The organism is Vreelandella sedimenti (assembly GCF_013416325.1).
Classification (GTDB): domain Bacteria; phylum Pseudomonadota; class Gammaproteobacteria; order Pseudomonadales; family Halomonadaceae; genus Vreelandella; species Vreelandella sedimenti.
In genome coordinates this window covers 103,120-116,000 of record NZ_JACCGK010000015.1, presented here as the reverse complement: position 1 = coordinate 116,000, position 12,881 = coordinate 103,120, and the positions used below count along the sequence as shown (strand labels likewise).

Below are 12,881 nucleotides of genomic sequence, written 5' to 3'. Positions count from 1 at the left end.
AAAGAACGCCACTCATGGATTTTTCATTACTGCTGGTACTTGCTGTTGCGCTTTCGGGCGTTATTTACCTGTTGGACGTGTGGCTATTAAAGCCCAAGCGCCGCCAACGCTTCGCCGCCGCGGAGGCCAATACCCAGGAAGGGCTGGATCCAGTTACCAGCGAAAAGCTGCTTAAAGAGCCGTGGCCGGTCGACTACGCCCGTTCATTTTTCCCGGTGCTGCTGGTGGTGCTGGTGGTGCGTAGTTTTATTATTGAGCCTTTTCAGATCCCCTCTGGTTCAATGCGGCCTACGCTTGAAGTGGGCGACTTTATTCTGGTCAACAAATTTGCCTACGGCTTACGCTTACCGGTAGTCAACACCCGCTTTCTCGAAGTCGATGATCCTGAGCGTGGCGATGTGATGGTGTTTCGTTTCCCCAACGAGCCTTCGGTGAACTTCATCAAGCGGGTGGTCGGTATGCCAGGGGATCGTATCCGCTATGAGGGAAAGCAGCTTTACGTTAACGGCGAGCCGGTGGCCAAAGAGCTGATCGAGGATGGGCCCGATGGTTCGCCCCAACAGCTACTATTAGAAGAGCGCCTTGGCGACGCCGAGCACTTTATTTATAACAACCCGCGAGACCCTGGCCCGCAAATGCGTGAAGTGGAGGTTCCTGAAGGGCACTATTTCATGATGGGGGACAACCGTGACCACTCCAACGACAGCCGCTATTGGGGCTTCGTGCCGGAAGAGAACATTGTGGGCCGCGCCTTTGCGGTGTGGATGCACTGGGATGGCGGGTTGCCAAGTTTTACCAGCGTGCGGCACATTGAATGAAGATGCTGCCTGTGCTGAATTTAGTCAGTTATGTCAATTTAGTTAACGTCAATGACGTAGGAGAGCTGTGAGTAATTCCTTGAACGCTTTTTGCCGACGAATCGGCCATACCTTTGGCGACGATACGCTATTGGAATTGGCCTTGACCCACCGTAGCTTCGGTGGTCGTAACAATGAGCGCCTGGAGTTTCTAGGTGACTCCATCGTCAACTTTGTCATCGCCGAGGCGCTGTTTCAGCGCTTTCCTCAGGCCCGTGAAGGGCAGCTTTCACGCCTGCGCGCGCGACTGGTGAAAGGACAAACCCTGGCGGAACTGGCCCGTGAAATGGAGTTCGGTGAATGCTTGCGGCTAGGTTCTGGCGAGATGAAAAGCGGCGGGCATCGTCGTGAATCGATCTTGGCGGATGCGGTCGAAGCTATTATTGGCGCCATCTATTTGGATGCGGGGATGGATGTGGTGCGCAACCGGGTGTTGGATTGGTACGCGGAAAGGCTGGGTAATATCTCTTTGCAAGATACCCAAAAAGATCCCAAAACACGGTTGCAGGAGTTTTTGCAGTCGCGTCAAGCCGCGTTGCCGCGCTATGAAGTTGTCTGCGTAAAGGGCGAGGCGCATGCCCAGACCTTTACCGTGGAGTGCTACATTGACCTGTTGGCTGAGCATACCACTGGTAAAGGCCCAAGCCGCCGTCATGCTGAACAGCAGGCGGCAGAAGAAGCGCTGTCGTACCTTGAAAAAAGCCCTGGAGATAAATCATGAGCCAAACCTGCGGATTCGTTGCCATCGTCGGCCGACCCAACGTGGGCAAATCGACCCTCATGAACCGTATTCTGGGGCAGAAAATATCGATTACCTCACGGCGACCACAAACCACTCGCCACCAGGTCATGGGTATTAAAACAGTCGATGAGACACAGTTTATCTATGTGGACACGCCGGGCATGCACATCATGTCCAAGGATCGCAATAAAGCCATCAACCGCTTTATGAATCAGGCGGCCACCCAGGCGCTGCGCGATGTCGACTGTGTGGTATTTATTATCGACCGCACCCGCTGGACGGAAGAAGACCAGGCGGTGTTAAAGCGCCTGGAGCACGTAAAAGCGCCAGTGATCCTGGCGGTCAATAAAGTCGACCGCCTGGGCGAAAAGGGCGATTTGTTGCCGTGGCTGGCGGATGTTGGCGCCCGCCGCGACTTCGCCGCTATCGTGCCGATTTCAGCCAAGCACGGCACTCAGGTCGATACTCTGGAAGAGGAAGTGGCCAAACACCTGCCTGAAAGCGTCCACTTCTTCCCTGAAGACCAGATTACCGATAAAAGCCTGCGCTTTATGGCCGCTGAACTGGTGCGTGAAAAAGTGATGCGCCAACTGGGCGATGAGCTGCCTTACCAGATGACCGTTGAAATTGAAGAGTTCCGCGAGACAGAGCGTGTAACGCATATCAGCGCGCTTATTCTCGTTGAGCGCCAAGGCCAAAAAGTCATTTTAATTGGTGAAAACGGCGATCGTCTCAAGAGCATTGGTCGTGAAGCGCGCCTGGATATGGAGCGTGCCCTGGGCACCAAAGTGATGCTCAATTTATGGGTGAAAGTAAAACGCGGCTGGTCGGATGACGAGCGCGCCTTGAAAAGCTTGGGTTACGACCTCGATTGAAGGTAGCGATGTCGCCAGAGCCGGCTTTTTTACTCCACCGTCGGCCTTATCGTGAAACCAGTGCGCTGGTGGATCTATTAACGCTTGATCACGGCAGAGTGCGTGCTGTGGCCCATGGCGGGCAAAGGCCCGGTTCTAAATCGCGCCAACGCCTGCAGCCGTTTACGCCGCTGTTCGTGACCTGGCAGGGCAGCCGTGATTTAAAACGGCTAACGTTGATGGAGTCTCGCGGCCAGACGGCGTTGTTGGCCGGAGAGGGCTTGCTGTGCGGGCTTTACGCCAATGAGATCGCCACGCGGCTGCTGCCGTTAGAATTGCCGGCGCCTGACGTGTTCGCGTTTTATACCGCGCTACTGAAAGCACTGCCAGCGCCAGCGGAACGAGCGTTGGCGCTGCGCCGCTATGAGTGGGCGCTGCTAGAGGCGCTCGAGGCCACGCCGCAGTTTGCGACACCTGAAGGTGGCGTTTTGGATCCTCAGCTCCGCTACCGTTTTGATACCGCCAGCCGGGCATTCATACCTACTGAGCGTGGCCTTGACGGCAGAACGTTACGCTACATTGAGCAGGGTGATTGGCAACATGAAGGCCTTGCCAATGCATTAAAGGTAGTAATGCGAGCGGCGTTGGCACCCCATCTTGGCACCACCGTTTTGCGTTCGCGAGAACTGATGCTCGATTTAGCTCGGCGTCGTCATCGTCCCTGATTTTTTGAATTTCCTGTTCACAAACTTTTATCTTATTGTTGCGCTGGAGGCACTATGCACCCCCCTCGGATACTGTTAGGCGTCAATATCGATCACATTGCGACACTTCGCCAAGCCCGAGGTACTCGCTACCCTGACCCCGTGCAGGCAGCATTAGTTGCGGAAGAGGCGGGTGCCGATGGCATTACGGTGCATTTGCGTGAAGACCGGCGTCATATTCAGCCCCGCGATGTACGCATTCTGGCCGAAGTGCTTAACACGCGCATGAACCTGGAAATGGCTGTCACTGAAGAGATGTTGGCGCTGGCCGAAGAAGTCCGCCCTGCCCATGTCTGTTTAGTGCCGGAGAAGCGCGAAGAGCTGACCACCGAAGGCGGTCTAGACGTTGTCGGCGGCTTTGACGCCATTGCCAGCGCTTGCCAACGGCTAAGTGCGGCGGGTTGCGATGTATCCCTGTTTATCGACCCTGATGTGGAGCAGATTGATGCTGCCCAGCGCGCCGGTGCACCGACGATTGAACTGCACACGGGCGCTTACGCAGAAGCGCGTCCCGGTAGCGATGCAGCGAATGCAGAGTATCATCGCTTAACGACTGCAGCGACTCACGCTATCTCGCTGGGTTTAGTGGTCAATGCTGGTCACGGCTTGCATTACCATAACGTTGAAGCGATTGCGGCGCTGCCGGGCGTTAACGAGCTCAATATCGGTCATGCCATTATTGCTCGTGCGCTGTTTGAGGGCCTCAAAGAGGCCGTTCAGGAGATGAAACGCTTGATCATCGCTGGCCAAGAGGCGGGCTTAATGGCGGCTCTCGATGCTCACGATCATGAGCATGAAAACCACTCTGAGCATGTTCATAATGACTGCTGCGGGCACTGATCATAGGTTGTCTATTCAGAGGTTTTTAAGGCGATGATTGTGGGAATTGGCTCGGATATTGCCCGTGTGGAGCGTTTTACACGGGCCATGAAACGGCACGGGCCACGCTTTGCTGAGCGAATTTTAGGTCCCGATGAGCAGGCGATTTGGCTACACAAAGCTCAACCCGCGGCGTTTCTGGCCAAGCGCTTTGCTGCCAAAGAAGCATTTGTAAAAGCGCTGGGTTTAGGCCTACGCCAAGGGCTGCAGTGGGGGGATATTCAAGTGTTGAACGATGCCTTGGGTAAGCCCTATTTCCTGCTTAATGGCGAAGCCGAGCGGCTATTGCAAGCGGCGGGTGTCACCGCTAGCCACGTTACCCTGAGCGATGAAGCCGAGTATGCGGTGGCTTTTGTGGTGTTAGAGCGTTAACACCTCGCCGCCAGATCAGCCAATGCTGGGTTCATGTCATTTATTCCCAGCATCTAATGGGCAACGTCTTGAAGCCTGTTCAATCAATGTCTAACCAACTGCGGGCGCAATGCTCGCAGCCGGGCCATTGCCCGGTAAAGGTCTTCCAATAGCCCCTCTACATGGTCTAAGCCGCTGGTGCGTAGGCGAGTTTCCAAGGTCTCTACCAGTAAGGCCAGCTCGGGCGCACCGCAGTAGCGGCTAGCGCCATTGAGACCATGTACCCAATCGAGCAGCGTGGGCAAATGCTGTTGGGCAAAAGCGGCGCGCATATGCTGTTCACTCTCCTCCAAGCTGTCGATCAGACGTTTTAGCTGCTCTCGTGCCAAGTGCTCCTTCCCCCCCGCTAAACGTGCGCCAATCTCCAGATCAATGATGGGTAGCGTGGCCGGTGCCGCATGGCTAACCCGTGGTCTCTGGGTGGCGTTAATGTCGTGCTGTGGATAGGGCGGTTCTGCAGTGCTGGCGGTCAGCCGATGAGTTACCCCCAAAAAGCGGTTGAGCAACTGTGCTAGCTGTGTTTCGTCAATGGGTTTTACCAGCACGTCATCAAGACCTTCCGCGAGCCACTGCTGACGTTCACTGCTGAGCACGTGGGCGGTAACGGCAATAATGGGGCAGCGAGCCCAGGTACTACTCAGTCTGCGCAATGCTTGGGTGGTCTGTACACCATCCATCCCCGGCATACGAATATCCATTAACACCATGTCGACGTTACTGGCACGGGCGAATTCTAGCGCTTGGTGGCCGCTTTCTGCTGTAGAGACATGCAGGGTAGGGTCTTCAAGTAGGTTTTTGAGCAGCTCACGATTGGGTGCATTGTCATCGACAATCAGTAGTTTGAGTGGCTGAGACGCTGCTGGTAATGCGGGGAGTTCCTGCTCGCTCTTATTCTGCACGTGCGTAGATAGCAGTAGCTGCTTGAGCGTTGTTACCAACTGCGCGCGGGAAAAAGGTTTGTAGAGTGTCTCGCCGCCATGGGTTAAGTGCAGTGGCGGCAGATCAAAACTATTGCCATTGGCTAAAATCAATGTGGGGCAGGGTGTTTGATCAATCACCGCTTGCCAGTGAGCGTGCCATTCGGGGCTAAAGTCGCTGTGCTCAAGCCCCAATATCAGCAATTTCGCTGGTTCCGAGGCATCAAAGGCAATTGGTTGTGCTTCCCAGCGCTCTAGCAAGTGCTCCAGTACATGGCGGGTTGGAGCATGAGTTTCATATAAGCGAATGACCGGGTTGGCCAAGCTAATTTCTGGGGGTCGCTCGGTCGCTTTATGAGCCAGCATAGGCAGCGTAAAGAAGAAAGTGGTTCCTTTGCCCAGCGAGCTTTCCACGCCAATCTCGCCGCCCATGCGTTCAATCAATTGGCGGCAGATAGTAAGCCCAAGGCCGCTGCCACCAAATTGCCGTGAGTGGCTTGGTTCTGCTTGGGAAAAGGCGCTAAAGAGGGCCTCCTGATGGGTGTCGCTTAGGCCAATGCCCGTGTCACTGACGCTCAGATTAAGCACCACATGCTGGCCTTCTAAATTATCCAACATGACACGCACGATCACCTCGCCTTGCTGGGTGAATTTAAGCGCATTGCCAATCAAGTTATTCAATACCTGATGAATACGCAGCGGATCACCGGTTAGCGGGGTAGGCACATCGTCATATACCATGGCCACCAAGTGCAGTTGCTTGCTTTGGGCTTCAGGGGCGTGTAGTCCGACCACTTCGTCGACCAGTGCGACAATGTCGATATCTGTCTCTTCCAGGGTGAGGCGATTCGCTTCAAGTTTGGAAAAGTCGAGCACGTCGTTAACCAGCATAAGCAGGTTGTCGCAAGCGCGGTGTACGTGCTGCAGCCACTCCCGCTGGCGCGTATCCAGTGATGAGCGTCCCAGTAATCGGCAAAAACCGATAATCCCGTTTAGCGGTGTGCGGATTTCATGGCTCATATTGGCCAGAAATTCAGACTTCACGGCATTCGCCCGCAGCGCGCTGCGGTGGGCCAAATCGAGCTTGATATTCTGCTCCTCAATGGTTTCCATGGACTCTTGCAGCTCGCTGGTGGCCTGCTCGATTTGCGTTTGCATATCCCGCTGGGCCTGCTGAAAGTGCTCGGCCAGGGCGTTAATATAGCTACTCAGATGATGAAGTTCTGTGGCATTAGAAGGCGCCAGATGTAGCCGATAGTCGCCTCGGGATAGCCGATAAAGGGCTTGGTTGGCTTCTTCCAGCGGGCGGGTGGTATAGCGACTGATCGCAAAAGCGACTAAAAACAGCAGTAGGCCAAGTAGCATGCCACCCAAGCTAAGGCTTGCAATCAACTTATAGCGACCAAGGATTAGCGTACGGGTATCCATTTCGATATCTAGCCAGCCAACGCGGCTGTTCTCAGCTTGGCTGACACTTGTTTGAGGAGGGGGCAATGGCAAGCGCAGTCGCCATGCATCCTGCTGCTTAATCAATTGCTGATCAGCGGGGGCGTTTAGCGGTGGTAGGCTGGATTGCCCGAGTAATAATAGACGGTCGCCCTGGGCATCAAATAGCGCAACCGCCCGCAGCCCTTTCATAGCGAGGAGTTGACGCGACAGCGCTTCCAGACGTTGCTCATCACCCGTTGCGACCGCCGCAGCGAGGTTCGGGGCGAGCAGCTCGCCGACGCTTTCTAACCGCGCTTGATGCGCCCCGCTAGCTTGCGTATCACTCTGTATGACCAGCAGTACGGCCATCATGGCGTACACCAGGAGCGGGAAACCGAGTAACGCAAACAGCAGACGGGTGTTCAAAGACATGAAAAGAAGCTCGCTGATTCAATGAGGTTGCCTGTCCAGCCTAAGGCAGCACCGATATAATGCAGCATAACGGTGACGATAAGGAACATTCATGAACGATCTTAAGCGCTATCCCACAATAGAAGATGTGGTTGGCAACACGCCCCTGGTACGCCTTAAGCGCATTAGCGCGGGGCGTAACAATACCCTGTTGGCCAAGCTTGAAGGCAATAACCCTGCTGGGTCGGTTAAAGACAGACCTGCGCTTTCGATGATCAATGAAGCAGAAGCCCGAGGTGATATAGCCCCCGGTGATACGCTGATTGAGGCGACCTCAGGTAATACCGGTATTGCGCTAGCCATGGCGGCCGCGATTAAGGGCTACCAGATGGTGCTGGTTATGCCGGAAAACGCCTCGGAAGAACGTAAGCAGGCAATGGCGGCCTATGGCGCTAAATTAATTTCCGCCAGCAAAGCGGGCGGTATGGAGGAGGCTCGGGATATCGCGGATGGCATGATCGCCAGGGGCGAAGGCAAGCCGCTAAACCAGTTCGCCAACACTGATAACCCGTTGGCCCACTATCGTACCACCGGTCCCGAAGTATGGGAGCAAACCGGGGGCGAGGTGACGCATTTCGTCAGCTCGATGGGCACCACGGGCACCATTATGGGGGTGTCGCGCTATTTGAAAGAACAAAACCCGGCTATTCAGATTGTCGGTTTACAGCCCGCCGATGGTGCCAGTATTCCCGGCATTCGTCGCTGGCCACAAGCGTACCTGCCGGCTATTTTTGAAGCGCCGCGGGTGGATGTCACTCTAGATATTGGCCAGCAAGAGGCCGAAGAGCATATGCGCCGTCTGGCTCGTGAAGAGGGCATTCTGGCCGGGGTCTCATCGGGGGGCAGCTTAGCCGGTGCGTTACGCATCGCTGAGCAAACCGAAAATGCGGTGATTGTGTTTATCGTCTGCGACCGTGGTGATCGTTATCTCTCCACTGGCCTATTTGCCCCAGGAGTATAACCATGGCCATGCTGGGAAAACGGCGGCCGCCCAGGCCCGCGTCAGGCCACTCTGGGCTAGCGCGCACGCCGGGTGGAAAGGCTCCGCATACCGCTGTAGAGGACGTATCGCCGCTGGTCATTGAGCGTTTGGCTCATGATGGGCGTGGCGTGGCTCATTCAGCCAACGGTAAAACGGTTTTTGTGGATCAGGCGCTGCCAGGTGAACAAGTGGACGTGGCAATTCATACCACCCGCAAACGTTTTGACGAAGCGCATATCAAATCGCTGCTGACCACCTCCGAGCTGCGCGTTAAGCCGCCTTGTCCGCATTTTGGCCACTGTGGCGGTTGTGATCTGCAGCACCTAAGTGTCGACGCCCAGCGTGACCATAAACGTGAAGTGGTGCGCGATCTGTTTTCTCGCCAGGGTATAACGCTAAGTGAGATCGGCTCGATTCAAGGCAGTGATCAGGGCTATCGGCGCCGTGCGCGGCTGGGGGTCAAAGTCGACAGCCAGGGCACTACGCGCTTGGGCTTTCGTGCCGCCCATAGCCACCGCCTGGTGGATATTGAACGCTGCCCGGTGTTGGTCGATGCGTTGCAACGCCTGTTAACTCCTCTGCGTGAGTTGCTGGGTACGTTAGAGGCGCCGCGCCAGGTAGGGCATATTGAGTTATTGGCGACCGCGACCGCGCAGGTGGTGTTGGTACGTCAGTTAAAAGAGCACACCGGGGACACCGAACGTTGGCAAGCCTTTGCGCAGCAGCAGGGCGTGGCGCTGGGCACTTGGTTGGGGCGTGAAACACCCACACTGCACTGGCATGGCGCAGCGCCGGCGCTTGAAGAGTCGCTAACCATTACCGGCCAACCACCGCTTAGCTTAAGTTTTGCACCGGGCGATTTTTTACAGGTCAACGCCCCGGTTAACCAGCAAATGGTCGCCCAGGTTATCCAGTGGTTAGCGCCCAAGCCAGGGCAAAAATTACTCGATCTGTTCGCTGGTATCGGTAATTTCAGCCTACCTATAGCGGCAGCGGGTGCTGAGGTTTATGCGGTGGAAGGTAACCCCGCCATGGTGGCGCGCATTGCGATTAACGCGAAGCGCAACCAACTGATGGTCAGCGGTCAGCAGGCTGACTTAAACAGCGCTGCCAGCGTTAAGGAGCTGTTGACCGTTCATGGCAGTAGCGATGCGCTGGTGCTCGATCCGCCGCGCAGCGGCGCCGAAGTTATTTGTCAGGCGCTGGCACATCACCCGGTGCCCAGGGTGGTCTATATTTCCTGTGATCCGGCAACGCTTGCTCGGGATGCGGCACATCTTGTGCATGCGGGTTACCGGGTCAAGCAAGTAGCAGTGGCGGATATGTTCCTTCACACTGCGCATATGGAAACGCTGATGCTATTCGAGTCCGGGGGCTAGACGTTTCCCCATCGCATCAAGCCACGGTGACGGTCGTGTAGAGACCGTCTCCCTGAAAGGATGAGTAATTGTCATGGTGAAAGTGCGTGAAGACCAGCCGCTAACCGCGAGCGGAAAGGTGGATATACAGCAGTGGTTAACGCGCCTGCAGGAGGATGTGCGCCTACGTGAGCCTGAGCGTCTAGTTGACGCTTGTGAACTCGCCGAAAAGCTGGAGCTTGAGGCCCCGCGCACCCATCGCGTATGGCTATCGCCAGGCTCTAGTTTCCGCATGGGCCTGGAAATGGCCGATATTCTTGGTGAGTTAAAGCTAGACCAAGCCACGCTTGAGGCCGCCGTTCTCTACCGTGCAGTGCGGGAAGGGCTGCTGAGCCTTGAGTCCGTGACAAAACGCTTTGGCGAAGAAGTGACCAGCCTGATTGATGGCGTACTGCAAATGGCCGCTATTAGCTATCCGTTGGCACCGGACCATGGCATGGGCCAACACAATCAGCAGGAAAACCTGCGCAAGATGCTGGTCAATATGGTCGGTGATGTGCGCGTGGCGCTCATTAAGATTGCCGAACGCACCTGCGCACTACGCCAGGTAAAAGACGCCCCCCGGGAAAAAAGTTTACAGGTGGCCCGTGAAGTCGCCGATATCTATGCGCCGCTAGCCCACCGCTTGGGCATCGGTCAACTTAAGTGGGAGCTGGAAGATCTATCGTTTCGCTACCTGCATGAAGATGAGTACAAGGCGATTGCCAAGCTGTTGGCGGAGAAACGCCTTGACCGCGACCGCTATATTCACGATGTCGTCAAGACCATCAAAGGCTTGATGGAAGCTCAGCACATCCACCGCTACGACGTGGATGGGCGCGCCAAGCATATCTACTCGATCTGGCGCAAAATGAAGCGTAAGCGGATCGATTTTTCGCAAGTTCATGACGTGCGTGCGGTGCGCATTCTGGTGCCGGAAGTGGCGGACTGCTACACCGTGCTGGGTATTATTCACTCGCGCTGGCACCACGTGCCCAACGAGTTCGACGACTATATCGCCAACCCCAAAAAGAACGGCTATCAGTCGCTGCATACCGCCGTGATGGGGCCGGAAAACAAGGTGCTCGAAATCCAGATTCGCACCTTCGCCATGCACGACGAAGCGGAGCTGGGCGTTTGTGCCCACTGGCGTTACAAAGGCCACGATACCAACGCCAAAAGCCGTAGCTACGAAGAGAAAATTGCCTGGCTGCGTCAGGTACTAGAGTGGCAGGACGAAGTGGGCGGCTTTGGCGATTTGCGCGAAGGGCTCTCCAGTGATGTGGCCCCTGACCGTATTTACGTTTTCACTCCCGACGGTCACGTGATTGACCTGCCGCGGATTGCCACACCGATCGATTTTGCCTACCGGGTGCATACCGAAATTGGCCATCGCTGCCGAGGCGCCAAGATTAATGGGCGCATTGTGCCGCTAACCTACAAGTTAAAAACCGGCCAGCAGATAGAAATTCTTACTGCCACTAAAGGTGGCCCAAGTCGCGATTGGCTAAACCCCAGTTTGGGCTATGTGCGCACTTCCCGGGCGCGGGCCAAAATCCAGGCGTGGTTCAAACATCAGGCACGGGATCAAAACCTGGACGAGGGGCGCGTGCTGTTTGACCGTGAAATGCGTCGCCTGGATGTCGAAGGTCTCGATCTGCCCAAGCTGGCCAAGGCGGTCAACTACCACAACGCCGAGGACATGTACGCGGCCATCGGCGCTGGTGACCTGCGTATCGGCCAAGTGCTGCACCAGGCTCAGCAACTGTTTGGTGAAACCGACGACCAAGAGCAGCTCGATCGCCTGCTCGCCAAACCTAAGCGCCAATCCAGCAAAGCCACCAAAAGCGATATCACGGTGCTCGGCGTCGGCAACCTTAAAACCAGTATGGCCAACTGCTGCCGCCCGGTGCCTGGTGAACCGATTATCGGGTTTATTACCCAAGGGCGCGGCGTCACCGTTCACCGCCAGGACTGCAGTAATATTCTGCAATTGCGGCTGGACGAACCCCAGCGCATTATCGAAGTTGAGTGGGGCGAACGCGCCCAGACTCGCTACCCGGTGACCATCGAGATTCAGGCCTGGGATCGCTCCGGGCTGCTGCGCGATGTCACGGGCCTGCTCGGTAATGAAAAGGTCAACGTGCTTGCCGTGAACACGCTAACGGACACCGATGAAGGCATTGCCCGGCTGCGCATTACTCTGGAAGTCGATGGCCTTGAATCCCTGGGGCGGTTGTTCTCGCGTATCCAGCAGTTGCCCAACGTTACCGAAGTGCGCCGTTTGCGCAACGCCGACCCGGAACAACAAATTCGCAAGGGAGGGGCATAATGCGCCATGGTATCGATGATCTGCTGACTCTGATGCAGGTGCTGCGCGACCGGGAACAGGGCTGCCCCTGGGATCTCCAGCAGGATTGGGACAGCATTGTGCCCCACACCCTGGAAGAGACCTACGAGGTCGCCGATGCCATCGAGCGGCGCGCTTTTGACGAACTGCCCGGCGAGCTGGGCGATCTGCTCTTTCAAGTGGTCTACTACGCCCAATTCGGCGCGGAAGAGCAGCGCTTCGACTTTGCCGATATCGTCGATACATTGACCACCAAAATGCTGCGCCGCCATCCGCACGTGTTTCCGGATGGCACGCTGGCTTCCCGCCGCCCGCCAGGTGTGAGTGCCGAAGAGGTGCAAACCCAGCAGGTCAACAGCCGCTGGGAGTCATTGAAAGCCGAGGAACGTGCAGAAAGAGCGGTTGAGAGGCCCTCTGTGCTAGACGATGTGCCGCGCACGCTGCCCGCCCTTAGCCGTGCCGCCAAGCTGTCTAAACGTGCGGCGCGAGTGGGTTTTGACTGGCCCGATGCGCGCGGCGTGGTAGCTAAAATCCGTGAAGAGCTGGCGGAAGTAGAAGAGGCACTCGCCGCCGGTGATCAACAACACGCCCAGGAAGAAGTCGGCGACCTACTGTTTGCGGTGACAAATCTTGCCCGCACGCTGAATGCCGACCCTGAGCAGTGCCTGCGCGCTACCAATGCTAAGTTCGAGCGCCGCTTTCGTTTTGTCGAATGCGAGCTCAGCGCTGCCCAGCGGCCATTAACAGAGGCTTCGCTAGACGAGATGGAAGCCCACTGGCAGGCAGCCAAAGCAGAAGAAAAACAATCTACCCATTCCTGATCTAATAA

General features: G+C 56.2%; 11 protein-coding genes. 10 read left to right on the top strand and 1 reads right to left on the bottom strand.

All coding sequences use genetic code 11. The annotated features are described in order from the left end of the window. The first annotated feature begins 14 nt into the window (after window positions 1–14). From lepB to acpS, 6 genes are all read left to right on the top strand, one after another. Complete coding sequence (gene lepB, locus HZU72_RS17225; RefSeq protein WP_180094304.1) at window positions 15–818, top strand: signal peptidase I; 804 nt, start codon at window positions 15–17, stop codon at window positions 816–818. A gap of 67 nt (window positions 819–885) precedes the next feature. Further along, window positions 886–1,578 carry a ribonuclease III gene (gene rnc, locus HZU72_RS17220; RefSeq protein ID WP_009286441.1) on the top strand — a complete coding sequence of 231 codons (693 nt, stop codon included), beginning with the start codon at window positions 886–888 and terminating at the stop codon, window positions 1,576–1,578. Next, window positions 1,575–2,474 carry a GTPase Era gene (era, locus tag HZU72_RS17215; RefSeq protein WP_009286442.1) on the top strand — a complete coding sequence of 300 codons (900 nt, stop codon included), beginning with the start codon at window positions 1,575–1,577 and terminating at the stop codon, window positions 2,472–2,474. Before rnc ends, era begins: the two co-directional genes overlap by 4 nt. A gap of 8 nt (window positions 2,475–2,482) precedes the next feature. Then, window positions 2,483–3,178, top strand: a complete 696-nt coding sequence (gene recO / locus HZU72_RS17210; RefSeq protein WP_180094302.1) for a DNA repair protein RecO — start codon at window positions 2,483–2,485, stop codon at window positions 3,176–3,178. Window positions 3,179–3,232: 54 nt separating this feature from the next. Further along, entirely contained in the window at window positions 3,233–4,057 is an 825-nt protein-coding gene (pdxJ, locus tag HZU72_RS17205; protein ID WP_180094300.1) for a pyridoxine 5'-phosphate synthase, read from the top strand. A 33-nt stretch (window positions 4,058–4,090) separates the two neighbouring features. Further along, on the top strand, window positions 4,091–4,468 hold the full coding sequence (acpS, locus tag HZU72_RS17200; protein ID WP_141441240.1) for a holo-ACP synthase: 378 nt from the start codon (window positions 4,091–4,093) through the stop codon (window positions 4,466–4,468). 83 nt (window positions 4,469–4,551) lie between these two features. Here the strand turns inward: acpS and HZU72_RS17195 are convergent, their stop codons facing one another. Continuing rightward, window positions 4,552–7,284 carry a response regulator gene (locus HZU72_RS17195; RefSeq protein ID WP_180094298.1) on the bottom strand — a complete coding sequence of 911 codons (2,733 nt, stop codon included), beginning with the start codon at window positions 7,282–7,284 and terminating at the stop codon, window positions 4,552–4,554. 91 nt (window positions 7,285–7,375) lie between these two features. Between HZU72_RS17195 and cysM the strand changes: the two genes are divergently transcribed. From cysM to mazG, 4 genes are all read left to right on the top strand, one after another. After that, a complete protein-coding gene (gene cysM / locus HZU72_RS17190; protein ID WP_180094296.1) occupies window positions 7,376–8,284 on the top strand; it encodes a cysteine synthase CysM in 909 nt (302 codons plus the stop codon). Between the two features lie 2 nt (window positions 8,285–8,286). Next, window positions 8,287–9,684 (top strand): TRAM domain-containing protein, encoded by a 1,398-nt coding sequence (locus HZU72_RS17185; protein WP_180094294.1) that lies wholly within the window; start codon window positions 8,287–8,289, stop codon window positions 9,682–9,684. 73 nt (window positions 9,685–9,757) lie between these two features. Beyond that, a complete protein-coding gene (gene relA, locus HZU72_RS17180) occupies window positions 9,758–12,034 on the top strand; it encodes a GTP diphosphokinase (RefSeq protein ID WP_180094292.1) in 2,277 nt (758 codons plus the stop codon). Further along, a complete protein-coding gene (gene mazG, locus HZU72_RS17175) occupies window positions 12,034–12,873 on the top strand; it encodes a nucleoside triphosphate pyrophosphohydrolase (RefSeq protein ID WP_180094290.1) in 840 nt (279 codons plus the stop codon). The genes relA and mazG overlap by 1 nt, the downstream gene beginning before the upstream one ends. Window positions 12,874–12,881: the final 8 nt, after the last annotated feature.